Below are 25,377 nucleotides of genomic sequence, written 5' to 3'. Positions count from 1 at the left end.
TGCTTATCATTTTTTCCGCGCATGTTAAAAGTTCAGCCATTCAGAGTATAATAGATACGTATACGGTAAATGTACGGTGAAACTCTGTATGTATGAGTATTCGAATATAGTGTAGAAGAGGTTAATGATGAGCGAGAAGCAATTTGCAGACTATCAATTAAGTGAAGAAATCGTAAGAGCTCTAACGAGCTTAGGTTATGAAACACCAACAGAGGTTCAAACGGAAGTTATTCCTGTTGCACTTGGGAAAAAGGATCTTGTAGTCAAATCGCAAACAGGCAGCGGCAAAACAGCCGCTTACGGTATTCCACTTTGCGAACTCGTTGATTGGAACGAAAATAAGCCGCAAGCATTGATTTTGACACCAACCCGTGAGCTTGCTGTTCAGGTCAACGAAGACTTGACGAATATCGGGCGTTTTAAGCGAATCAAGTCAACACCTCTTTATGGTAAACATCCTTTTCATATGCAAAAGGCGGAGCTAAGACAAAGAACACATATGGTTGTGGGCACGCCCGGTCGTGTACTTGACCATATTGAACGTGGCACGCTGTCACTTGAACGGATCTCTTACCTCGTTATTGATGAAGCGGATGAGATGTTGAACATGGGCTTTATTGAGCAAGTCCAGTCCATCATTGGAGCGCTTCCTCGTGAACGGGTTACGATGTTGTTCTCTGCTACGTTCCCTGAAGATGTAGCTAAGCTATCACGCAAATATATGGACAACCCTGTTCAAATTGAGATCAAGGCGAGCGGCCTTACGACGGCTACCATCGAACATTCTCTTATTCAAACTACGGAAACGGACAAGCTTACACTGTTGCAAAATCTACTCATTGTAGAAAATCCAGACAGCTGTATTGTGTTCTGTCGTACACAGGAGAATGTGGATAAATTATTTAGAGAAATGGCTAATCTTGATTATCCATGTGATCGTATTCATGGCGGCATGGAGCAGGAAGAGCGCTTCGAGGTTATGACTGCCTTCAGACGAGGACAATTCCGTTACTTGATCGCAACGGATGTAGCTGCTAGAGGGATCGATATTTCGAATATTACCCATGTCATTAACTACGACATTCCACTTGAAAAGGAAAGTTATGTTCATCGCACAGGACGTACGGGACGAGCAGGCAAGACGGGTAAAGCAATTACTTTCGTCACGAAAAATGATGGCCGACGATTAGCAGATATTGAAGCTTATATCGGCTTTGAAATTACAAAGGTAAAAGCTCCTTCTGATGAGGCTGTAGATCGCCGCAGAGAAGAGTTTGACCAGAAAAACAACGCTAAGCCTGAACTCAAAAAAGACAGACGCGAGCAATTAAACAAACAAATTATGAAGCTTAACTTTAATGGCGGCAAGAAAAAGAAGTTTAGAGCGGTCGACTTCGTTGGCACAATTGCGAAGCTAGAAGGTGTAAACGCCGACGATATCGGCATCATTACGATTCTCGATCATGTAACAGATGTAGAGATTCTGAATGGTAAAGGATCGCTTGTACTTGAATTGATGAAAAATACGACAATCAAAGGCAAGTTATTAAAAGTTCGTCGCGGAAATAAAAGCTAATAATACGTTTGCAAAAGGTTGGCCTTGGCATGTTGCTGAGACCGGCCTTTTTGTTTTCCACTTCGGGTTTAGTTCTTTTAAAAAAGCGTTTTTTTGTGAACAAGAGATAATCATTCTTACTTTTTATAATATAATTAAGTAATAATTTCCGATTTTACTCTCAAAGGAGATACTAATCCATGACTGACATCATTAAACGTACGAAAATTTCTTTTGCTTCAGGGGGGATGAATTGCACCGGATACCTCTACTTCCCCTCAAAACTAAATGCAAATCTTCCATGCGTAGTAATGGGTTCTGGTTTTGGCGGCACTCAAGATACGCCATCAATCATTTCCAACGCTACCTCCTTCGCAGAATCTGGAATCGCTGCACTAACTTTCGACTATCGAAGCTTTGGGGAGAGCGATGGTGAACCACGTCAACTCGTTAGTATAAAAGGACAGGTCGAAGACTTTCATGCAGCGATCCACTATGTTCGAAACCATGACGCTATTGATCCAGAAAAAGTTGTGCTGTGGGGGTCTTCGTTAGGGGGTGGGCATGTCATAACAGTCGCCGCAAAAGATTCACGACTAGCAGCTGTATTATCACAAATACCCTTTAATGGTTTTCCAAAGCAAGTAGAAGGTCGTTCTTCCAAAGACACACGGAAAATTGCAGTAGCCATATTCAAAGACAAGCTTCGCGGCTTACTAGGTAGAGCCCCGCATTACATACCTGCCGTAGGGAACACTGGTGAATTAGCAGTAATGGCTAGTTCAGATGCCAAAAAAACGATTGATGTCATGACAAGTAAGCACTGGCGAAACGAAGTGGCACCTCGAGCCCTCTTGGAGATGATGAGATATAAACCTAGTAACAGTGCTCATCTTATCAAAATGCCTGTCTTGGTTTCTATGGCCGAATTCGACCAAGAAACTGTAGGGGATTTAACAAAGCAAATCGTAGTGAATATCTCTAATGTTACACTCAAAAGCTACCCGGTTGCCCATTTCGATTTCTATCGCTCTCATATACGTCAACAAGTGATTTCAGATCAAATTACGTTTCTCCATCATCACCTTATTGGCAACAAATAACCCTTAATAAAGGGTATCTATAGCCCCGCAAAGCTTTTGTTATTTTGTTGAATTTAGGTCAATCTTGAGGATACAGCTCGCTTCATAAAAAATAGGAAAAGTTACACGGGTTGACCGCACCTTATGCTATCTTTAGTCCTCAATCCGGCACTCCTCCAGAGTAAGAAGTCGCGTTTTATGCTTCACTTTGTATCCGATGAACATGGCAAGGAATAGCGGAAGACCAATATAAGTAGCGAGCAAGCCATACACATTAACGTTCCCTTCACGGAACATGGAATAACCTTGACCCAAAATAACGATAAGACAAACGACGAACGCAACGATTGGTCCGAATGGGAACCATCTTGCTCTGTAAGGCAGCTCGTCCAAGCTGTGACCCTGCAAGACGAATGCCTTGCGGAATCGATAATGGCTAATTGCAATGCCAAGCCATGTAATAAATCCGCACATACCGGAAGCATTAAGCAGCCACATATAGACTACGCCCTCCCCGAATAACGAAGCAAAGAACGCTAACATGCCAATCGCAGCAGTAACGAAGAGGGCAGCAATTGGTATGCCCCTTTTGTTGAGACGCTTCAGCCAACTTGGCGCCTTGCCCTCCTTAGCAAGCACCCACAACATACGGGTAGACGCATATAGACCGGAACTTCCTGCTGACAGCACCGAGGTCAAAATAATTGCATTCATCACTGATGCGGCGAAAGCAAAACCTGCTTTTTCAAATACAATTGTAAATGGACTAACTGCAATATTCGTTATATCTGCATTAAGCAGCATCGGATCTTGATAAGAAATCAATGTACCGATGACAAAGATGGACAGGATGTAAAATAATAATATGCGCCAAAAAATTTGCTTAACGGCTTTTGGCACATTTTTAGCCGGATCTTCACTTTCACCAGCCGTAACACCAATTAACTCCGTACCTTGAAAGGAGAACCCTGCTGTCATAAATACACCCAGCAGCGCCATGAACCCGCCATTAAACGGCGCTGCACCCGCTGTCAGGTTGCTGAAACCTGCTTCATTGTCACCCATAATTCCAACAATCATTAGAATGCCAACAACGATAAATATAAGGACGGTAGCAACTTTAATCATGGAGAACCAATACTCCGACTCGCCAAATGCCTGAACGGACAAGTAATTGATAAACACAATAATACCGAGAAACAATGCGCTCCACAGAAGCGAAGAGGATTCGGGCAACCAATATTTCACGATTAGACTGGCAGCCGAAATTTCAGCAGCAATCGTAATGGCCCAGTTAAACCAATAGTTCCATCCGAGCGCAAAGCCAAGCGCTGGATCAACAAATCTTCCTGCATAGGTGCTGAATGAACCAGAAACAGGCATATAAGCAGCCATTTCACCTAAACTCGTCATTAGAAAATAAACCATAAACCCAATTGCCGCATAAGCGACAAGCGCTCCACCAGGACCCGCCGTATGAATAGCACCGCCACTTGCCAAAAATAGTCCTGTTCCAATTGATCCGCCTAATGAAATCATTGTCAAATGGCGTGATTTCAGTCCACGCACCAATTGTTCGTTCCCCTGCTTCTTCTGACTGCTCTGGTTGCTCATGTTGTCTTCCTTCTTCCTCTCTAAACCATGAACTGCATCTCATACTCGTTAACTAAGCTCAGAGCATAGATCACAATTCATTCCTCTAAATAAGACGTATTCAAGCTTATTATCTATTTTAAGCTTCCCTAATATCACCATACAAAACCATCAATATCTATTTCAATGCATGAATTCAAAAAAATTAGAACCTGCTCGCAGAGTTCTAGCGTGTCAAAATGCTAATGGCATTATGCAACAATACCATAATGCGATTACTTTTTGAATGTATAAATATGTATCACAGTGAATAAATACATCGCGCAAGTATGATTGAACTAAAATGACCGGCAACCCTCAAAAAAAAAGAGCTGCCGGTCATTATTATATTTTTAAAAATAGCTATACCCTAATATCTATAGTAGTTGAGGCTCGGTCCTTCACTTTCTGTTCCTTCGTACCCGAAGGGTTGCCTACATTTTCAGCATTTGTAGGGGCTGTTTCCTCTATGTTAGCAGGCTTATCTCCACCCTCAACAGGTTCATTTATCGATGAGACAAGCTCACTCATTTTCTGATCCGTGACTTTAAGTTGATCCTGTTTTTCTTGCACCATTTCACGCTTCAGCTTGAATACTGTGTTTTCAGCATTTTGAAGCATCTCTGATCTTCCTGAATCGTTGGATGATCCTGATTCCAAGTTTGTTCGGTCAAGTCGAACGCCACCCTCAAGGGTTTTAATTTCACCCTCCGTCTTAGTTCGTTGACCAGCCATTTTATTTAGCTGAGATAGAGAAGCACTCTTCTCAACAATGATAGCAAGATCGGGATCATGTTCAGATTTTGAACGAGAAGGTCGCGAATCAGTCGATTGTGACTCAGAAACTTTCTTTTTAACATCCTCCATCTTACTCTCGGAGATTCTAGATTCAATTTCCTGAATACTGCTCGTTAATGCTTTTACTCGTTCCATCTTCAACTTAGGGTCTAGATCTTGGTTGTTATTCACATTGCCTAACTCTTCCTGCATTCTTGCCAGTTCTTTATTCAGTTGCTGTATTTTCTTGTCCTGCACAGAGTATGAAGTCATCCCTTTGGACCCTCTAGCAGAATTCGAAACACTAGACATATAAGACATGGAAAGTTCCTCCTAATTCCATTCACAAATGGATTTTATACTAATATCGGAAGAAAAGCCTTGTTTTATAATACCTATCTTCAAAACTAACTTCCCGCTTTTCATGCTTAGAGGGCTGTTACTTATTGATCAATAATGTGTGGCTTGCACTACTGAATCTCACGCCAAGCAGAACATCAACTGAGTGAAAACGAGAGCTATTTTGAGTCTAAAGTAACTATCATTGACAAACACTTATACATAAAATAAACAGATCAATGGGGTGACCTTTAAGAAGTACTCGACCTTTTGGATATTTCTTCGAAAAATACTTTATTAATTTTCAGACCTTTCTATGTCTGAGCTTTATGCAACGCCCGTGGCAAGGCTTATAATAGATTCTCTGATCGAGCACGTTCAACCGCTTCCTCACGGTTGCTAACGCCGAGCTTCGAGTAAAGCGTCGAACAATAGTTACGTACTGTCCCCTCCGTCAAAAAGAGATTGGCAGCAATCGACTTGTATCGCATCCCATTAGACAATTGCTCTAGAATCTCCCTATCTCTTTTCGTTAGCCCATACGGATCATTAGGGCCGATCTTCTCTAGTACCTCGCGCTGACGTTTCATCTCTTCAAATACTCTCGCAGCAACTGTCTGATCAATCCAAGTTCCTCCGTTATAGATGAGTTTCATTGCTTCAATCATCTCTTTCGGATGAATCGACTTTAACATATATCCTTCAACGCCATTCTCCAGTGCTGTTGCTGCCTGCTTCGTATCCTCAAACGTCGTCATAAGCACAATCTTCATGGTAGACCAACGTCTCTTCATCTCTTGTAACGCTTCAAGCCCATTCATTCCCTGCATATGAACATCCATCAGCACAATATCTGGTTGGGATTGCTCACAAAGTGTTAAAGCGTCATGCCCATTTCCAGCTGTACCAACAACAAGAAAGTCTGTATGCTGATCCAAAATATGCTTTAAACTATCCGCTATGATGACTTGATCGTCTACAATGAGCAAACGGATAGTACCTTGTACAAGCTCAATCTGCAAAGGAATCGTACAGATGACGATAGTTCCTTGCTGCGGTCCAGAATGAACAGACAACGAACCATGCAACAGATTAAGTCGTTCCTTCATACCTTGCAGACCAAATCCGAACTGGCTTGTCTCCATTCCACTTCCATTATCCTCTATCTGCAGCCGAAGATGCTGACTATCGAAATACAGATCTACAGACACCTTACTCGCTTGACCGTGACGAACTGCATTCGTAAGCGATTCTTGAAGACAGCGATACAGGCAAAAATTCATTTTCTGCATAACAAGTGTCTCACTACCGATCACACGGAAATGAACGGTAATACCTGTAGACTTCATAAACTCTTGTGTTAATTGCTGAATTGATTCACTTAAGGAATGATTTGATGGAGTATCCGAGAGCTGGTGCAAATGCTTTCGGATATTATCTAGACTGCGCTGTCCTATTGAAACAAGAGTATCGACCCGTTCAATCTGTGAGGCAGGGAGGGACGATCGAAGTGACTCTACACCAACAATCAATGAAGTTAGCGAATGACCGATCGTATCATGCAACTCATGTGACAGCCTATTCCGCTCCTCCTTAAGGGTGAGCTCTTCTATCTTTGAAAGATGCTGTTCCAGTAATTGCTTCTGCTCTTGAATAATTCCAGCTTGATTGTGAGATTGAATGAGTACATTAAACGCAAATCCTATAATAAAACTGATACTGCAACTAACAACAAACTCTAATGGAAGCTGATTCGAAATCCAACCATTCAAGATAGGGAAGATAAGAACACCGCTAATACCCGTCCATACATACGTTTTTCGATTGCTAGCTAAGCCGATAATAAGGACAAATATAGCAAAGGACCAAAGCAAATCTGACGCTACATAGGCAATGTAGAGATAAAAGAAACCCGCCGATATCACTTCGACAACTAGGTATTTGTTTTCACTCCTATATTTGACCATAAGCGGAATGAGGTAAACCAATAAGACAAAGATGATTGTCCAAACCGGTGCAACGGCTTGTGAAGGGTTCACAAAACTAGCAATGGCGACAATGAACAACCATATTGTTCGTAAACCAACTGCCATCCAATCATACCAAAACCACTTTTTTATTATATCTATCATGTTCTATGTACACCTGCCAATGTTAAAAAGATACGTGAAGAATCAAGTAATTCTGATTCATCATGCACCATTTTTTCCGTTTCCGTCAAGCTCCAGATACATTGTCACTCCTGACAGATGACAATTCGTCAGTCCGATTAGTTGACAGGATTTAAGGCGATGTCATCAAAAACTGATGCGGTTTCGTCAATGTCATTTCTAACAACATATGCTTTACATTAAGGGGGTGAAACAACACATTCGAAAAGTATAGGAGCGATGAAAGATGAAACAATTCACTATCAAAAAAGGACTGAGACTTACTTTATCCGCCTTGTTAATCAGCACCCTCGCACTGCCAGCCCATAGTTATGTAAATGCGAGTGGAATTCCAACCCGACAGGCCATCGACACAGCCGCAAACAGCAAAAATGTACCGGGTGTAATCGTATCCGTGAAGAAGGGTGATAAGAGTTGGTCTTATGCTTCGGGCGAAGCTAATATAAAAAGTAATCATAAGTTAGAAGATGACTACTATTTCCGAATCGGCAGTACGACAAAAACATTCGTTGCAACGGTTGTTTTGCAGCTCGCTTCGGAGAAGAAATTAAGTCTCGATGATATGGTAGAGAAGTGGCTCCCGGGTATCGTTAAGGGTAATGGGCATGACGGCAATAAAATTACAATTCGTCAGTTATTAAATCATACAAGTGGAATTGCAGACTACTTAGATGACGATCTCAAACAAAAACTAATCAAGAACCCTACTCAAAATTATTCCGTCGAACAGCTCATTACTATGGGATTAAAGAAAAAACCAGTCAAAGGTTGGCATTATTCAAATACGAATACAGTTATTATGGGGCTCATTATCCAGAAGGCCACAGGAGAGACATATGCGAAGCAGATTAAAAAAAGAATTATTGAGCCGCTTGGGCTTAAAGAGACATCATTTCCCGGCAGCTCAACCATTATCCCTAAACAACATGCAAGTGGGTACATTGAGGTGAATGGTACATTAGTCGATATTACCAAACTTAATCCTTCGTTTACCGGAGCAGCAGGGGAAATGATCTCGACTGGCAACGATATGACAACATTTTTCCGTGCATTACTGGGTGGGAAGTTATTGAAGCCTACGCTTATGAAGGAAATGATGACTACTGTTGAAACACCAATCGGGAATTACGGGCTAGGTCTGCATGACGTAACGTTGCCAAATGGCGTCACCATATGGGGGCATGGCGGCGGCATTCCGGGATTTGCTAATTTTGCAGGCGGTACCAAGGATGGTAATCATGTCATTTCGATAAATATAAATGCGCTAGGTAATCCGGTACCTCATCTAACGAGCATTCAATCAGCGGAATTTTCAGGAGAAGCGAATCGAAACGAAATCAAAAATCTAATCGATGAATCGGTAAAAAGCAAGTATATACCGGGAATAGTGGCAGGAGGACTACAGAACGGAGAAAGATGGTCTTATGCTTCAGGTCTAGCTAGTATGGAAGATTCATATCCAATGGAACCTCACTTTTCTTTCCGAGTCGGAAGCGTCACAAAGACGTTTGTTGCTGCCGTAATATTGCAGTTAGCTCAGGAGAAGAAGTTAAACTTGGATGACTCTGTAGAAAAATGGCTCCCAGGTGTCGTTAAGGGTAATGGATATGACGGTAACAAAGTTCTGATTTCTCAATTATTAAATCATCGCAGCGGAATTGCTAGCTATACGGATCTCGATTTCCGAGACATTACAATACCTCAAAATCCATATCGTTACTATACAACCAAAGAGCTCGTAGACAAAGGGTTGGCAAAACCACCTGTATTTGCGCCAGGAACGAATTTTGACTACTCAAATACAAATACCGTGCTCGCTGGTCTTATTATTGAAAAAGTAACAGGAGAAACGTATGCAGAGCAAATAAAGAAACGGTTTATCGACCCGTTGGAACTTACAGGGACATCTGTGCGCGGCAGTAATCCGCATATCCCAGGGGATCATGCTAGAGGGTATAACATAGATAGATCAATGAAGCTGTATGACTTCACAGAGTTCAACCCTTCGTGGGGAAATGCTGCTGGGGATATGGTATCAACTGCGGATGATCTTGTAACCTTCATGAGCGCCCTACTAGGCGGAAAATTATTAAATGACGAGATGATGAAGGAGATGACGACAGGTCACCCCTCGCCTTTTGGAAATTTCGGATTAGGAATTATGGAGAAAAAGCTATCGAATGGGGAGTCCTATTGGGCAGCTGCAGGCGGAACGATCGGATTCTCAACACTTGTGGGCGGCCCTCTGGGCGGGGAGCATATTATGATACTTAACACCAATGCTGTAGGACCAGAAGTAGATCCGAACCATGATAAAATCTTTGATAAGGAATTTAGCCGTTAATTCATCGATTGGCATGCGCCTATTATTCATGGGTGCATGCCAATTTTTCAATTCAAAGGACATCCACTCGTAATCGATTACTTGACAAGTTTATATTAATCATTTATCTTTAATTTAAGATATTTAATTTAAAAATATAACCTAAGGAGCTAACTAACATGACTACAAAATATCGCACAATTGAAGGCATTTTTAAAGGCGCTCCATTTCATATGGTTGGAGATGGATTCCGAGTATCAAACTACTTTCCCTCTGGCACAAACTTCGGGCAAAGGTTCAGCCCATTTATTCTAATGGATTACAACGCACCATTCGTCTTCCCGCCAAGCGAGCATACAAAAGGGGTAGGCGCACATCCACATCGCGGTTTTGAGACGGTAACGATTGCTTATGAAGGCTTCGTTGAGCATAATGACAACCATGGCAATCACGGTATCATTGGACCCGGAGATGTACAATGGATGACGGCTGGTTCTGGACTATTGCACAAGGAATACCATGAACAGGAGTTTTCGAAACGCGGCGGTTTGTTCCAAATGATTCAACTATGGGTTAATCTACCCCGTGCCAATAAGATGCATGCACCTAAATATCAAGAATTACTGGGCGGGAATATGGGAAGGGTGGAGCTTCCAGATGATGGGGGAGAGGTTCGGATCATAGCTGGTGAATACAAAGGCACTAAAGGACCTGCACAAACGTTTACACCCATTCACATGTTCGATATTTCATTCAAGACGACTGGCAAAGCTCAGTTTGAGCTTCCTTCAACTTTCAATACCGCAGCATTGGTGTTAAAAGGGTCGGCCAAAGTGAATGACCAAAAAATCGCCCAAGAAGGAGATTTTGTTCTCTTCACCAATAGTTCAGGAGAGATCGTCATTGAAGGCCAGACCGACGATACGCTTGTGATTGTTCTAAGCGGTGAACCTATCAACGAACCCATTTTTCAGCATGGACCATTTGTCATGAACAGTGAAGAAGAGATTATTAAAGCTTTTCAAGATTTCCAAGACGGTAAGATGGGTAATCCTAACTTCTAAATAGTACTATGGAGCAACGAAAAAGGCTCTCCGAGGTAACGAAATATCGTTACCTCGGAGAGCCTTCTCTACTATAACATGTCTAAGGATACATCTAACTGAATCCCTCAGACATATGTATACCTACTTGTTTAGGGTTGATTTATTGTCCCAGCATTCAACCTCATCCAGACCTTTAATGCTGTCCTTATAAAACACAGGATCTTTACCCGCTTGCTTCTGTTGCTTGTAATCCTTTAGCGCAGCAAAGGCAACTTTAGATAACAGCGTAATGGCGATTAAGTTAACGATAACCATTAAACCCATAAATAAGTCGGCCAAATCCCATACCAATTGAACCTTCGCAATCGAACCAAATATGATCATAGCCAACACACTGGCTCTGTAGAAATAGAGCACCGATTTTCTCGACTTCAGAAACTCTATGTTAGTCTCACCATAATAATAATTTCCAATCAGCGTACTGAATGCAAACAGTAATATCATAATCGCAAGCGATCCCGATGCCCATGAGCCGATATGTTCACTTAATGCAGCTTGCGTTAGTGCAATACCATCAAGTCCAGTTTGTTTATACGCATCTGAAAACAATATTATAAATGCCGTACTAGTACAAACAAGTAGCGTATCTACAAGTACACCAAGCGCTTGCATTAGCCCTTGCTTGACGGGATGACTTGTCGTTGCAGTTGCCGCAGCATTCGGCGAGCTACCCATACCCGCTTCGTTCGAGAACAAACCTCGCTTCACACCTTGCAAAATCATAGCGCCAAACGTACCGCCCGCAAACTGTTCTAGGCCGAAAGCATTTTTAAAAATAATGCTCATCACTTCGGGCAATTCCGCAATATTGATTAGCACGATAACGATTGCTGCACCAATATAAATAACTGCCATAACAATTACGATGTACTCGGACATTTTGGCGATACGTTTCACACCGCCGAATATAATTCCTGCAAAGGCAAGAGCCATTACGAGACCAAGGGCAACACGATTAGTGCCAAATGAGTTTTCAAACGCAACTGTGATCGTGTTGGACTGAACCGCATTAAACACAAGGCCAAAAGATAATGTAATCAGTATAGCGAATAACGATCCCATCCACCGTTTTTTCAAACCCTGCTCCATGTAATAGGCAGGACCGCCGCGGAATCCATTTTTATCTTTTATTTTATAGATTTGTGCTAATGTGCTTTCAATAAAGCTTGAAGCTGAGCCGATGACCGCGATAAGCCACATCCAAAAAACGGCTCCGGGTCCGCCTAATGAAATCGCAATTGCCACGCCCGTTATATTTCCTGTCCCAACCCGCGCCGCCATACTAATGCAGAATGCTTGGAACGCCGATATTCCATCTTTAGACTTTTCAGTCGATCCTCTAAGAACAACAAACATTTCCTTGAACATACTGAACTGTACAAATTTCGATCCAATGGTGAAGTAAAGACCACACGTAATGAGAAGGGCAATCAAAATTTTCGCCCAAAGGAACTCGTTAATTACAATAACTAAATCATGTACGAATTGCTGCATGTAAATCCACCTCTCTTATGCCGATACCCAGATGCGTGACATGTGAAACATTTTCTACTTTAATATCTTCAAACATAACTGCCATTATATCAGAAGCAAAAAAAAAACAGCAACTTTGTTGCCGTTACTTGCACGCCGGGAGCGAAATATGGGATTTTTTAGTTGTGAAATGAACCAAAAATCTTAGCCGATATAAAATATAACCGACCTACGGTTTATTTAAATAAAAAACGCAATGCCGACAACAAAAGCAAACCAGCGATCACAAAACAAAGTCGCATTAACCATTTATCGTGACGTTCAAAAACACTCATGAAGATTCTCCCTTCACATACTTCGCATTAAATAAGAACAGTCTGAGCAATAGAACAAGTGCTGGTATAAGCAGAACAAGTCCTGCTAAAAAAGTGATCACTAGCGCCCTTCCCATCGTATCATGAGTAACACTATTCGAAAGAATCAGGTATGGATACAGCAAGTATGGAAGATGAGATATGCCATAACCAAAGAAAGCAAAAGCGAATTGAAGCATCACCATAATAAAGGCTGTACCATAATTTCTCCGCCGCCAAATGAGCCCGAATGCAATAATAAAACTTACCAACGAGAAGCCGAACATCCACCATATTTCAAGCGTATTTTCAAAATGCTCCAAATTATGATTCCGAAGCGCAATAAAAACGAACAAGCTCGAAATAATTGTTGGCACGCCTCCCCATAATGCAAAGGACCGAAGCCATTCAAGCGCCCTCTTGTCTTCCGCATGATCAGCGTAATACGTCAAGAAAGTCGAACTAATAAACAACACACTTGAAACAGCAAGCAGCACGACAGCCCAAGAGTAAGTGCTGAAGAACAGCTCCTCCAAATGCAATGTTACGGTTTTCCCGCTTACAGTCAGAAATCCACCTTCCGAAATGGTAAACACCGTCGATAAAGCTGCCGGGATGAGTAGTCCCGTTGCTCCGTAAGCGAGTAGATACAAATTGCTTTTCCGAGCTCCATAATTAGCAAATGCATAGAATGATCCCCGAATAGCAAGCAAAATGAGTGCAACGCTCCCTGGGACTAGCAAAGCTGTTCCATAATAAAAAGCCGTTTCCGGGAAAAAACCGACGATCCCAACGAAGAAAAACACTAGAAAAACATTCGTAACTTCCCATACTGGTGACAAATACCTCGATATGATGGGACTGATAACTGATTCGATTCCAATTACTCTGCCATAATAAGAGTAAAATCCGGCACCGAAATCGATGGATGCAACAATTAAGTATCCATAAAGAAAGGTCCAAAGAACCGTTATTCCGATGTGTTCGAGCGACATTCCGTTAGCCTCCTACAATATAATTCGACGTTCCTCAAGCTCGAGCTCTGCTGGTTTGTTACGGAACAAACGGCTGAGGACGAACAGACAAACAACACCTAATACGAGATATAAGGCAGCAAACATCCAAAACGTAACATCGACATGGGGATTCGTTGTCGCCGCTTCCGACACACGCATGTACCCCCTAATAATCCACGGTTGCCTGCCCACTTCTGCGTAAAACCAACCGAGCTCAATGGCGAGTAACGATAACGGTCCCCCAGCAATAATTCCGATAAGCATGAGCCAATTGTATGCATTCCAGCGCTTCACTCTTGTCATTATGAGAAATAGCACAGGAATAGCGAGCAAATAAAATCCAATGCTAACCATGGAGTCAAACAAATAGTGAACATATAGCGGAGGCCACTCATCCCTTGGAATATCGTTCAGTCCAATAACTGTTCCATTTGGATCATGAGTAGCAAGAAGACTAAGCGCCCATGGAATGGTGATCGCCCCGGTAATCTCATTTGTGACAGGGTCCACTCTACCACCAATTACTAATGGAGCCTGACTGCTCGTCTCGAAGTGCCATTCTGCTGCAGCAAGCTTCTCTGGCTGTGCCTTTGCCAGAAATACGGCCGAAGAATCCCCTATCACGATCGTAGCAACAGCAAGGATCAGTCCGGTCGTCATATTAAGGCGAATTGACTTTTTGTTGTAATCATTATTCCGTCCTCTCAGCATGGCGAAAGCAGCAATCATCGCGAGTAAAAAGGCTCCTGTTAAGTACGCAGAAGACAATACATGAGCCACTTTGGATGGCGTCGCTGGATTAAACATCGCAGCAAGTGGATCAAGGTTGGTCAGCTTGCCATCTTCCAGCGTAAAGCCTTGTGGCGTGTTCATAAAAGCATTCACCATCGTAATAAACAAGGCAGATGCAGAGGCTCCGATTACGATTGGAAGAGTTAATAGCCAATGAATATACGGATTGGAAAAGCGGTTCCATGTATACAGGTAGATACCGAGAAAGATAGCTTCGAAGAAAAACGCAAAGGTTTCCAGAAACAGCGGCAAACTGACTACATTACCAGCAAATCGCATAAATTCCGGCCACAGAAGACTAAGCAGCAACCCGATACATGTTCCGGTAACAACGCCTACGGCTACAGTAATAACAAACCCGCGGGTCCAGCGCCTTGCCATCAGCAAATAATGAGGATCCTTTTTCCTAATTCCAATAAATTCAGCAATCGAAACGAAAAGCGGTATACCAACCCCCACTGTGGCGAACAAAATGTGAAAGGCAAGAGTCATTTCTGTTAATCCGCGACTCCAATCGACCGTACTCACCTTAACCCCTCCTACTCGTAGACTTTAGGTAACGTTTGAACATTTGTATGGGTATCATTCCTTTCGTTTCCAAAATATATTCACATGGACTGGTCAGCCCATATTCTTTTTTTACATAACAAAAAACCTCTAACCGAGGTCATCCAAAAATGAATGACTACATTTAGAGGTAGGTTCCACGCCATTACAGATACATGCTTTATTCAAAAATAGTCTGAGAAGTAGGGGCGCTCCTGATTAATCAACCCTTCCAATATGCGAATAGAGGTTTCATCGGACTGTATACGCCCTATCTTCGCCAAATAAGTTGGTCGTTTGTAGCCCATCAACATCGTCGTTAGCGTAGGAATATCTATCGTAACTGATGGTGCTGGACCTCCAGGCTTTATCGATCCTTTCCCTGCTGCGTCTACCGTTAAAGTGAATGTTCCTTGATTCCACTCCAGCATCGGATCATGCACATTCAGGACAAGTCTGCACTCCTTCTCTCCACTTTGAAACGGATATTGTTCAATGAATAATACGAGATCTACAATGCGCGCCATATAGTAAGGAGCAATCGTCTCCTTAATATCTCCATCATCTAAGATGAACGCAAGCGGCTCATCATTATAAATATCCCCTTTTACTAGTGTAACCATCGAGAAATGGGCACTAACAAAGTTCCAAAGACCTGTACGAGCTTCCTCATTAATGAAGACCATTTCTTTCATTTGAAAAATTTCCTCAGCGATCCAATAGAGCAAGTACCCCATAGGGACATCATTGTTGTCGTAGTAAATCGCAACTGTCATATCGTCCAAATCCCAGCGCAAATATTCTGCCCAAGCGAGCTTATTACGCAGCATTGCTCCGTGGCGAAGCTGGGCGAATTGCTCATATATCGATCGAATATCCGGATGATCAATCGTTACTCGCTCGACATGACCAGATACGTTCTTTAGCTTCGGAAGCTGCGTGTCCGGAACTTCAAAGGATATTTTGTTCGATATAATTTCCCAACCCTTACGTCTGTAATAAGGGATTGAATAGGGATATAAATAGGAAATCGATTGCTTCCGTTCACGCATTTTGCTGAGGGCAAACAACATAAGTTTGTTCATTAGTCCTAAATTAGCATATTCAGGATAAGTTCCAACTCCCGTTAATCCCCCCATCTCATAAATACGCCCATAAATGTTCACCTGAAATGGGTAAACAGCAAGCTGAGAGATAAGCTTATCGCCATCGAACCATCCTTGAACGTCGGCATACTGGAGAACGGGCAGCTTGGATTGTGTTATTTCTCTATTTTCCCAGCCAAAGGTTTGTAAATCACCATTCGTCACTTGAAAAACATAGCGCAATAAATTGTTGAATTGCTCACCATGCTGAGTTTCAATCTTTTTTAATTTGAGCCTTTCATGCAGTTTTCGGCGACTCATATGCTAAACCCCCATTCTATACAACACACCTATTATTGTAGCGTTAACTATTCATTATTCGAATAACCATCTAACCTATTCAGTACGCTAGCATTTTTCTCTTCAAATGACAATCCATAGAATTACATGTGAATTTGAAGTTATGTTCATACCTTGTTTGCGTCATGTACATGTCATATTCCAACAAACATGAAAGCTAAATTAGCTGACTTTATACGAAATTATCTGAATTTTCGTAAATATCTTGTTTATTCGTGGATAATCCTTTATTATTATGTTAGATAATCTTACATACTCTAAAAACAGAGGGTGGTTTTGCGATGAATGTAGCTTTTGTAGCTCATGATAACAAAAAAGATGAAATGATTCAGTTCACGATTGCCTACCAGTCGTTATTCCAAGCACACACCCTTTTCGCTACCGGCACAACGGGAAGATTGATTATGGAAAACACAACGTTACCTATCGTAAGGTTTATGTCAGGTCCACTTGGCGGTGATCAACAAATTGGCTCTATGGTGGCGAGCAATGAATTGGACTTATTACTATTTTTTCGTGATCCCCTCGTCTCACAGCCTCATGAACCCGATATTACTGCTTTACTCCGCTTATGTGATGTATATGGTATCCCCGTGGCAACGAATATGGCAACTGCAGAGTTACTTGTACACTCCCTGCAACGAGGCGATCTCAACTGGCGTGAGCTCATTCATCAATGCCGACCAACGAATATTGCACACAGAAAACTTAAACCAACGGATTTCAAACCTACTGAGCAAATCAAGTATGATGTCGATGTGACTAACCTTCCCATTGCAGAATCTCAATAGCCTAATGCAAAATAACCCGAAGGATGGACACTTGTAAACAAGTATCTACCTTTCGGGATATCTATTCGTCGACTGCAAACACATCCTAATCTTTTAACCCTTTTCCATCAAGAATGTGCCCTATATATTTTTCAACCCTTGACTCACGCGTTTTGGATTGCTTGGGCTCAGAAAAATACATCATATATGCTCTTTGCCGTCCGGGCGTCAAAGCTTCAAAAGCAGTTTTCAAAGCAGGTGTTGCATCAAATTTAGTTTGAAGTTCTTCAGGAATAGTATAGTCTGCATGCTTTTTTAACTCCACTTCCAATCCGGCCTTTTCAACTTCAATGGCTTCACGAATATAGGCTTTCAAGATTGGTTCCATTTGGACTATTTCTTGAACATTGGTAAACCGAATTTGGCGTGCCGCTTGTACATTCTCCGTTTGTTGGATTAGAATGCCCTGGGTATCCTTCAACAGGGCACCTTTGTGAAACAGAAGCGCACAATATTCTTTAAATCCATGTATTAAAACGATGTTTTTTTGATCCAACGTATAGCAAGGATGCATCCACTTAAAATCCTCAGTAAGCTCACAATCAAGCACAATTTTTCTTAATTGCTCATATTCTTCTTTCCACTTTTTAGTTTTTCTTAAAAATCCATCTACCTTAGCATTCGTTGCACTATTTGTCATCTAGGAACACCTCTCATCATCATAACCATGTTATCACGCTTTATTTTGTTGTTAACCATTTCGTTATCTCTTCTACTTTAGCTTCCGGCGCATGCCGAACCTTAAATACGGCAGGCTCTTTTCCTGCAGCAACTGCAATTTTTAAAGTAGCATTCCCTTTTTTCTCTTGGAAAACCGTCTGTAATACTCGGTACCATTGCATCCGTTTCTTCGAAACGATAGCTTTATGCACCGTAAACCCACCATAGCGGATCGCTATTTGACCTTCCTGTACTACCCATGCAGCTTGATTATACCTTAGGTGACCCCAGAAGACTGCAAATATCGGAAGTAGGAGTGTTAGTAACCAATAATAACCCTGCAGCCAAATAATCCCTGGAACAATGAATAATGATCCAAGTAATGTTGGGAGCATCATAAATTGACTCCGTGCCGACGGGTTAGGGCGTTCAGACCACTGCTGCGGCATCACATATCCGGGAACGAAACGATCCAAAAAATCGTCTAATTTAGAAGCTTTTAAAAGAGGAAATAGAATCATAGAGCGTGCTTCTGCATCCGTCATTCCAGCAACCACTATACGAATGCCCACTAGACCAAATGGTCTGCGGAACAGGTTCCCCACAATATGAACAGCTTGAATCCGATTAAGCGGAACGGTAATCGACTTTTTGTCGAGCAGCCCTTTGTTTATAAGGAGCTTGTCTCCACTCCGCTCCAGTCGAAACTTGTAATCAATGAGGATAGATAAAATGATAGTCACGATCCACGCTAATGCCAATACTATAATCGAGAACCAAACAAACCAAAGTGTTCCTAGCTCGTAAGAAATGAATTTCCAAATATCAAAAACAGATCTCACATCATCGAATCGAGAAATAATAGCCCCAAACACTGCAAGTATAAGTCCCATTCGACCTGAAGTTACGCTGTAGTTCAACAAATCTCCAAACGAAATCGTTAGCTTGTTTTGAGTATCAGTTGCCTGTGCTTCTCTCGTCTCACCCGGGGATAACTTCAATGCATCTCGTATTAGCTCTGCTTGAGCCCTGCTGATTGCACTAAGTTCAGTAGCCATACCATTAGCTCCTGCTGTACTAAGCTTCAGATTCACCAAGCCGAGCGGCCGGAGATATAGGCTCGCAGTAGAATCAATCGACAACACCCGTTTCTTAGGGAGCCACGTTTTTTTGCGAAATAAAACACCTTGCTCAATGTACAAACTTTCCTTCTCCAAAGCATATTTGAACCGGTACCAACACATAAATCCAAAAGTAAAAACGATGCAGAGTACTACCCCGATGACTATGGAAGATACCGTTATCCAACTGACGTTGTCACCGTAGATGAATGAAATAAGAAGTATGATCAAGGGGATAAACGGCAGAGCATGAACCCCTTCTTTTACTGTTCTGGCTGCAAAAAATAGCAACGATAAAGGATGCAACCGCTGCAACGCAGCTGATGTATCAGAATTAGATATCTTCATGCGAAACCCCCGCGTAGTCTGCTATCTTTCTTCGAATGGTATCGGCTTTTTGTTCCGTTAACGCCGGAATTTGATGGCTGCCTGCTGCCGTCGCAAGGGTAATGGATGCTAAACCATAATGACGAAGCAAAGGTCCTTGCTTCATATCCACATGTTGAACGCGTACCATAGGAATTATTGTTCGTTTTCTTAACCAAATGCCGTGATGTAGCTCGACTTCCTGTTCATTAAATGTATAGGACCATCGGTTGTAGCGAAGGCGCGGCACGATAAGAACGAGAATAATGACAGAAATTATGGTCAAGATTAGGGTCCCCGTAAAGATCCAAAATGGCCAATTTGCGAATAAAGATAACACGAACAATCCCGCCAATATCAAAATAGTAGGCGAAAGAATGATCGCTGCTGTCAGTCGCCAGACGATAAGTGCATTTTTGTTGATTTTCCCATCCAGTTCCTTGCGCATTATTCTATAAATCCCCTTTCAGTTCCAATGATTGGATACAATATAGCACGGTGTGCTAAATAGATCAAGCGTGTTATACTAATGACATGCCAAAAATCGTGAACCATAATGAACAAAGAGAAATGATAGCGGAAGTAGCTTGGAGAATTGTGAGTAGGGATGGTGTAGATGCAGCCAGTGTAAGGAATATTGCGAAGGAAGCCGGATTATCTATGGGCTCCATGCGTCATTATTTCCGCAGCCAAGCAGAGCTGTGTATCTATCTCATGGAACTCGTAAATGCCAAGGCGAAGAAACGCATTGAATCTATGATCGCCACCACATCTTCACCTACTTTCCAACAACTCGTCGACCTTACTATGCAGCTGTTGCCCATTCATAACGAAACGAAAACAGAAATGGAGGTTTGGCTTTGGTTCCATGCCAAGGTGCCCAGCACACCAGAATTACAACCGTTAAATAAAATGAATTATGAGGGTTCCTATTTGCTCTTCAAGCTGGTCATCGATGCACTCATTCACTTGCAGATGGCCAAGCCTACTATTGAAGCACAGTATGAAATTGATCGGCTATTTGCTTTAGTAGACGGATTATCTATGCATTGCTACCTTCACCCGAACTATGTGTCAGCGGAGAAAATAACATATATTGTGACCCGACATCTAGAAGATCTTTGTGTACCTGCAAAGTAACAAAACAACCCCAACTTCGGGATGAACTGTGACCCACAAGAAGGGCACTTTTTTTAAAGTGTCTTTCTTGTGGGTCACAGTTCAAGTAGGAACATCACCTTGTTTAAGGAGCACTGTTCCTTTTTTGTATTGTTCAATACGCAGTTCATCAACAATCGCCCTTTGTTCCTCTTCACTTAGTGTAGTATAACGAGTCAAATAGTCGAACAATATTCGCTTCATGTTGTCCTCCACTCATCTTAATTGTTTTCAAAATCATATAAGAACACTTCTCTTAATCCTATTAGTCCCTCTGGAGTAATTTGTATAGCTCGTGTTTTGGGCATACGTTTCACCCAATTTAACTGCAACAGCCTTTCCAGTAGGGCATTTCCTAATGCTCCCGCAAGATGATGGCGCCTTTCACTCCAATCTAGACATTTATGTGAGAAAGAACGCCGCTTTTTCATACTCGACTCAAGGTCAATTTCAAAGTTTGTGAGAAAAATTTTGCCTTGTTCGGTAACTATAAAATTATCCTTTTCTTCATGCAAAACGCCCATTGTAAGAAGTGCATTTGTTAATTGCACACCCAAACTTCCTGCGAGATGGTCATAACAAGTCCTTGCGAGGCGTAGCGCTTTATCTTCTGATGATTGCTTTAGAGATTTAATTTCAACTGGCGGAGCTATCGATAATAAGCTTTCCATTACATCGGCTACTTCTGGACTTTGAATGCCATAGTATCGATGCCTTCCTTGCTTTTGGACGGTAACGACATTAGCATTGACCATCTTCGCTAGATGGAAGCTTGCTGTTTGGGGCTGGATTCCTGCCATATACGCTAACTCACCAGCTGCATGGAATCTCCCATCTAATAAGACAGTTAATATAGCTGCGCGGGATGCTTCACTTACTAGAGAAGCGATTAAAGCTGCATTCGAATGCACTTTCATGTTGACCTCCATTTGTAATCCATACTTCGATGAATATTGAACTATTCCTATTATAGAATGAGGGCATACGAATACATAGGGGGACAAATAAAGTGGATGATATGAATCATGCGTTAAAATCAGAACTAATTAAACCTAGCATTTTGTACTATGGAACTCCGGTTGTTTTGTTAAGTACTCTGAATGAAGATGGGACAGTGAATATTAGCCCGCTTTCATCATCATGGGCATTAGGAGACTGCATCATTTTGGGAATTGGTATCGGAGGTAAAGCATTCGAAAATATAGAACGACATCCAGAGTGTGTCATTAATATTCCAGGTCCTTCTCTTTGGGAGAATGTTGAGAAACTAGCCCCCTATACAGGGAAAACCAACGTTCCTGACTATAAGAGATCGATTGGATATTCCTATCAAAAGGACAAGTATGGAATAAGTGAATTAACTCCTGCTCGGTCTGTGACGGTAAAGCCAACTCGAATCATGGAATGTCCGATACAAGTTGAAGCTGTCGTTAAACATATTCGAATCCCTGAGCATTCTCCCAACTTCGCCATTATCGAGACAAAAGCTGTACATGTACATGCCCATAAGGAAATAATTATTGAAGGGAATCATATCGATCCGCAGAAATGGAGTCCCCTCATCTACAACTTCCGCCATTACTTCGGACTAGGTAAAGAACTTGGGAAATCCTTTCGGGCTACAACATAAAAATCTGATGTTAAAAAGTAAATTAAAATGACCGGATATAACAGAAGTTGCTACCGGTCATTTTTTACTTCCGTAAAGGTTTACGATATCCCGCTTTCTTAAAAACCCCAATACTATAAGTTGATTTAACGTAATATTAATGAGCTAAATCGATGATTCTAGCTATCGCTTCATCAATTGGTAACGTTTGTTTTCCGCTGCTTCTACGCTCGACATATTCCACTTGCCCGTTGACTGCATCCTTACCAATAACGATCCGAACAGGTATGCCTATTAGATCAGAATCATTAAATTTAACACCTGCACGTTCATCTCTATCGTCAAGAAGCACATCAACACCATGACTTCGCAGCTTGTCGTAAAGATCATTGGCGATCATCGTTTGAACTTCGTCTTTTGTAGATACAGGTACGAGATGTACCGCATACGGAGCAAGGCTTTTCGGCCAAATCATCCCCCGTTCATCATGATTTTGTTCCACAATGGCAGCTAATATCCGAGAGACACCTATTCCATAACAACCCATAATCATTGCTTGTTCTCTTCCGTTGGCATCAAGAAAACGTGCCCCTAATGCTTCACTATATTTAGTACCTAACTTAAACACATGTCCCACTTCAATACCCTTAAAAAATTGGAGCTCGCCTCCTGTACAATGAGGGCATGAGTCCCCTTCTATTACATTTCGGAAATCCCCTTGTTGCAGAGCAGGGAAATCACGACCTGGAACGACATTTTTAAAGTGATGATCCGCTATATTGGCCCCCGTAATACCAACACCTTGTTGCAATACTGCAATATCGACAAGAACAGGGATCTTCAAACCCACAGGACCAACAAAACCAGTAGGTACACCTGTTGCAGCAACAGTCCTCTCAGCATCTGCGAGTACTAGCATTTCCACACCAAGATAGTTTTTTAATTTTATTTCGTTTACCTCATGATCACCACGAACAACAACTGCCAATGGCTTATCATTTGCTGTATAAATAAGCGTCTTAAAAATACGTTGAGCTCCCGTTTTAAAATAATCAGCTACTTGTTCAACTGTACGAACCTCTGGAGTATGCACTTTTTGTACAACGCCGATCTGTTCTGTTGTGCTCATAATAGATAGTTCACCTGACTGTGCCTTCTCCAAATTAGCTGCGTACTTACAAGAACTGCAAGCAGCGATTGTATCCTCGCCGATATCTGCAAGTGCCATAAACTCGTGGGTATCACCTTCACCACTTATTACACCACCATCAGCCTCCACAACCCTGAAATCTAATCCGCAACGCCTAAAAATGTTAAAGTAAGCTTCATACATCGTCTTATAGGATTGATCTAGTCCCTCTTGATCCTTATCAAAGGAATAAGCGTCCTTCATTAGAAACTCTCTGCCACGCAACAAACCAAAGCGAGGCCTTCGCTCATCACGAAACTTCGTTTGAATTTGGTAGAGCGTAACGGGTAATTTGCGATAAGAACTAATTTCGTTTTTAACAAGAGTAGTAATAACTTCTTCATGAGTAGGGCCCAAAGCAAATTCACGATCATGCCGATCCTTTAATCTAATGAGTTCTGGTCCGTAAACACTGTATCGCCCGGATTCCTTCCAAAGCTCGGTAGGTTGCAAAACTGGCATTAATATCTCTTGCGCTCCTGCACGTTCTAACTCCTCACGAACAATTTGCTCAACTTTACGCAATACACGCCATCCTAAGGGCAGGTAGGAATAAACACCTGCTGCAAGCTGCCTAATAAATCCCGCTCTCAACAAAAGGTTATGACTTGCAGCTTCTGCCTCGGAAGGAGCCTCCCGTAACGTGTTTAAAAATAGGTTTGATTGCCGCATGGACTGGCCTCCTGTTCATTTTGAAAAACAAAAAAACACATTCGTCAGGGACGAATATGTTCGTGGTACCACCCTTTTTTAATTGCCAACAATGACAATCCTTAATCCGAATAACGACCGGCGTCGACAGTGATTCGCTACTTCCACCACTGCTGCTCTCAAGGTAGGGATGTCTCTACAACGTTAAATGCCTCTCACCAATAAGCACCTTCTCTGAAACGTCGTAAACGAAACAATATGTCCTTGATCAAAGCATTTGTAATATATTGTATTAGATAATAAAACATAAGCAAACTTACGTCAAGGTTGAAGCTTTTCAGAATATAATAGATACATAATGACAAGTAAAATCGTCATGTTGGAAGAGGAAGGGACACGCTCACGATCCCATGGTATTCCTCTGGAACTTATACGAGCGCAAGTTAACTCTATCAGTTTTCCCCCTATACACTTCAGCTTCGAGTTGGACAGATTATTAAGAAAAATCCGTGTGTCTACTGCATAATGCTAAGGTTAACGACGCAGAAGTGCTAGTCACTGGGGATTTGGACATGCCTCTCTTGGGTGCTGGCATGATAAAGTAACGCAAATCGCTGGACTAGAGCTCGGAATGGTGACTATGCCTTTTTGACATTAGAGCTAGATAGAACGATAGGAGCAGACAAATAAGTCTGCTCCTACCTACTCCGCTACCCCTGTTTGAAATTCTGATTCGGCGACAGTTTTCACTTTTTCCAGAAACTTAACTACGACCTTTTCCGTTGCAAACAGCATAAACAGCTTCACATACCATTTCAATGGTTTGTTAGTAGCTGTGTATCTGAGCATTGTTTTGCTGTCGTGTATTTTACCGAATTCGTATAATGCTGTAATTTCAAACATGTTCGCCAGCGTGAATCCGATCTGCACTTTTTTATTATCTGGCTCATTCGAATATTGCAGCGTATGAACATCATATTCTTCAATACGATTTCCTTCTTTATACTTTTGGCGGTATATGCTACCAACGCCTTCTTTCGTTATTTTGATTGGTGTGTTCTCCACTACTGGGGGCATAATCTTTTGCATTTCTTCCAGTGAACCGTCAAAATAAGACCATATCTGTTCGATTGGAGCGTTTATTTCAATTTCCTTTGACCATCGCTTCAGCATATTTACCCCT

At 41.9% G+C, this 25,377-nt stretch carries 19 protein-coding genes and 3 pseudogenes; 8 read left to right on the top strand and 14 right to left on the bottom strand.

Features of this window, described 5'->3' with window-relative positions:
* Positions 1–127 precede the first annotated feature (127 nt).
* Positions 128–1,576: a DEAD/DEAH box helicase gene (locus MFF31_RS08855; protein WP_238187660.1), complete on the top strand. Its 1,449-nt coding sequence runs from the start codon at positions 128–130 to the stop codon at positions 1,574–1,576.
* Positions 1,577–1,755: 179 nt separating this feature from the next.
* Positions 1,756–2,658, top strand: coding sequence for an alpha/beta hydrolase (locus tag MFF31_RS08850; protein ID WP_238187659.1), 903 nt, complete (start codon positions 1,756–1,758; stop codon positions 2,656–2,658).
* Positions 2,659–2,790: 132 nt separating this feature from the next.
* On the opposite strand, the gene MFF31_RS08845 is transcribed toward MFF31_RS08850, so the two are convergent.
* The 3 genes from MFF31_RS08845 to MFF31_RS08835 form a co-directional block, all read right to left on the bottom strand.
* Positions 2,791–4,251 (bottom strand): amino acid permease, encoded by a 1,461-nt coding sequence (locus MFF31_RS08845; protein ID WP_238187658.1) that lies wholly within the window; start codon positions 4,249–4,251, stop codon positions 2,791–2,793.
* Between the two features lie 381 nt (positions 4,252–4,632).
* Complete coding sequence (locus MFF31_RS08840; protein WP_238187657.1) at positions 4,633–5,367, bottom strand: FlxA-like family protein; 735 nt, start codon at positions 5,365–5,367, stop codon at positions 4,633–4,635.
* A gap of 368 nt (positions 5,368–5,735) precedes the next feature.
* Positions 5,736–7,517 (bottom strand): helix-turn-helix transcriptional regulator, encoded by a 1,782-nt coding sequence (locus MFF31_RS08835; RefSeq protein WP_238187656.1) that lies wholly within the window; start codon positions 7,515–7,517, stop codon positions 5,736–5,738.
* A gap of 265 nt (positions 7,518–7,782) precedes the next feature.
* On the opposite strand from MFF31_RS08835, the gene MFF31_RS08830 reads away from it, so the two are divergent.
* On the top strand, positions 7,783–9,900 hold the full coding sequence (locus tag MFF31_RS08830) for a serine hydrolase domain-containing protein (protein ID WP_238187655.1): 2,118 nt from the start codon (positions 7,783–7,785) through the stop codon (positions 9,898–9,900).
* A 158-nt stretch (positions 9,901–10,058) separates the two neighbouring features.
* Entirely contained in the window at positions 10,059–10,943 is an 885-nt protein-coding gene (locus tag MFF31_RS08825; protein WP_238187654.1) for a pirin family protein, read from the top strand.
* Between the two features lie 123 nt (positions 10,944–11,066).
* On the opposite strand, the gene MFF31_RS08820 is transcribed toward MFF31_RS08825, so the two are convergent.
* From MFF31_RS08820 to MFF31_RS08805, 4 genes are all read right to left on the bottom strand, one after another.
* The gene (locus tag MFF31_RS08820; RefSeq protein WP_238187653.1) at positions 11,067–12,479 is read right to left on the bottom strand and encodes an alanine/glycine:cation symporter family protein; all 1,413 of its coding nucleotides are present in this window, start codon (positions 12,477–12,479) and stop codon (positions 11,067–11,069) included.
* 310 nt (positions 12,480–12,789) lie between these two features.
* Positions 12,790–13,806 carry a cytochrome d ubiquinol oxidase subunit II gene (locus MFF31_RS08815; protein WP_238187652.1) on the bottom strand — a complete coding sequence of 339 codons (1,017 nt, stop codon included), beginning with the start codon at positions 13,804–13,806 and terminating at the stop codon, positions 12,790–12,792.
* Positions 13,807–13,818: 12 nt separating this feature from the next.
* Positions 13,819–15,147, bottom strand: coding sequence for a cytochrome ubiquinol oxidase subunit I (locus tag MFF31_RS08810; protein ID WP_238187651.1), 1,329 nt, complete (start codon positions 15,145–15,147; stop codon positions 13,819–13,821).
* A gap of 203 nt (positions 15,148–15,350) precedes the next feature.
* Positions 15,351–16,571 carry a GNAT family N-acetyltransferase gene (locus MFF31_RS08805; RefSeq protein WP_238187650.1) on the bottom strand — a complete coding sequence of 407 codons (1,221 nt, stop codon included), beginning with the start codon at positions 16,569–16,571 and terminating at the stop codon, positions 15,351–15,353.
* Between the two features lie 320 nt (positions 16,572–16,891).
* Between MFF31_RS08805 and MFF31_RS08800 the strand changes: the two are divergent.
* Positions 16,892–17,296 (top strand): annotated as a pseudogene (locus MFF31_RS08800) (methylglyoxal synthase); the annotation flags it as partial.
* Between the two features lie 190 nt (positions 17,297–17,486).
* Here MFF31_RS08800 and MFF31_RS08795 read toward each other — a convergent pair.
* Genes MFF31_RS08795 through MFF31_RS08785 form a run of 3 tightly spaced genes read right to left on the bottom strand, consistent with a single transcriptional unit; the run spans position 17,487 to position 20,035 of the window.
* Positions 17,487–18,080, bottom strand: a complete 594-nt coding sequence (locus tag MFF31_RS08795) for a YdeI/OmpD-associated family protein (protein ID WP_238187649.1) — start codon at positions 18,078–18,080, stop codon at positions 17,487–17,489.
* Positions 18,081–18,120: 40 nt separating this feature from the next.
* Positions 18,121–19,569 (bottom strand): PH domain-containing protein, encoded by a 1,449-nt coding sequence (locus tag MFF31_RS08790; RefSeq protein ID WP_238187648.1) that lies wholly within the window; start codon positions 19,567–19,569, stop codon positions 18,121–18,123.
* Positions 19,556–20,035: a PH domain-containing protein gene (locus MFF31_RS08785; RefSeq protein WP_238187647.1), complete on the bottom strand. Its 480-nt coding sequence runs from the start codon at positions 20,033–20,035 to the stop codon at positions 19,556–19,558. The genes MFF31_RS08790 and MFF31_RS08785 overlap by 14 nt, the downstream gene beginning before the upstream one ends.
* An 86-nt stretch (positions 20,036–20,121) precedes the next feature.
* On the opposite strand from MFF31_RS08785, the gene MFF31_RS08780 reads away from it, so the two are divergent.
* Positions 20,122–20,727 (top strand): TetR/AcrR family transcriptional regulator, encoded by a 606-nt coding sequence (locus MFF31_RS08780; protein ID WP_238187646.1) that lies wholly within the window; start codon positions 20,122–20,124, stop codon positions 20,725–20,727.
* An 84-nt stretch (positions 20,728–20,811) separates the two neighbouring features.
* Here the strand turns inward: MFF31_RS08780 and MFF31_RS08775 are convergent.
* Both MFF31_RS08775 and MFF31_RS08770 read right to left on the bottom strand, forming a co-directional pair.
* Positions 20,812–20,949: pseudogene (locus tag MFF31_RS08775) on the bottom strand (Crp/Fnr family transcriptional regulator); the annotation flags it as partial.
* A gap of 17 nt (positions 20,950–20,966) precedes the next feature.
* Positions 20,967–21,662, bottom strand: a complete 696-nt coding sequence (locus tag MFF31_RS08770; RefSeq protein ID WP_238187645.1) for an ArsR/SmtB family transcription factor — start codon at positions 21,660–21,662, stop codon at positions 20,967–20,969.
* A 101-nt stretch (positions 21,663–21,763) separates the two neighbouring features.
* Here MFF31_RS08770 and MFF31_RS08765 point away from each other — a divergent pair, with 101 nt between their 5' ends.
* On the top strand, positions 21,764–22,375 hold the full coding sequence (locus MFF31_RS08765; RefSeq protein ID WP_238188537.1) for a flavin reductase family protein: 612 nt from the start codon (positions 21,764–21,766) through the stop codon (positions 22,373–22,375).
* Between the two features lie 136 nt (positions 22,376–22,511).
* Here the strand turns inward: MFF31_RS08765 and MFF31_RS08760 are convergent, their stop codons facing one another.
* On the bottom strand, positions 22,512–24,215 hold the full coding sequence (locus MFF31_RS08760; RefSeq protein ID WP_238187644.1) for a proline--tRNA ligase: 1,704 nt from the start codon (positions 24,213–24,215) through the stop codon (positions 22,512–22,514).
* A gap of 349 nt (positions 24,216–24,564) precedes the next feature.
* On the opposite strand from MFF31_RS08760, the pseudogene MFF31_RS08755 reads away from it, so the two are divergent.
* Positions 24,565–24,828, top strand: a pseudogene (locus MFF31_RS08755) (adenine nucleotide alpha hydrolase family protein); the annotation flags it as partial.
* A 68-nt stretch (positions 24,829–24,896) separates the two neighbouring features.
* On the opposite strand, the gene MFF31_RS08750 reads toward MFF31_RS08755, so the two are convergent.
* Complete coding sequence (locus tag MFF31_RS08750) at positions 24,897–25,367, bottom strand: SRPBCC family protein (protein ID WP_309296665.1); 471 nt, start codon at positions 25,365–25,367, stop codon at positions 24,897–24,899.
* Between the last annotated feature and the right edge of the window lie 10 nt (positions 25,368–25,377).

The sequence above is a fragment of the Paenibacillus sp. L3-i20 genome, assembly GCF_022180385.2.
Taxonomy (GTDB): Bacteria; Bacillota; Bacilli; order Paenibacillales; family Paenibacillaceae; genus Pristimantibacillus.
Note: the sequence above shows the minus strand (reverse complement) of the source record. Positions and strands in the feature narration are given on the sequence as shown.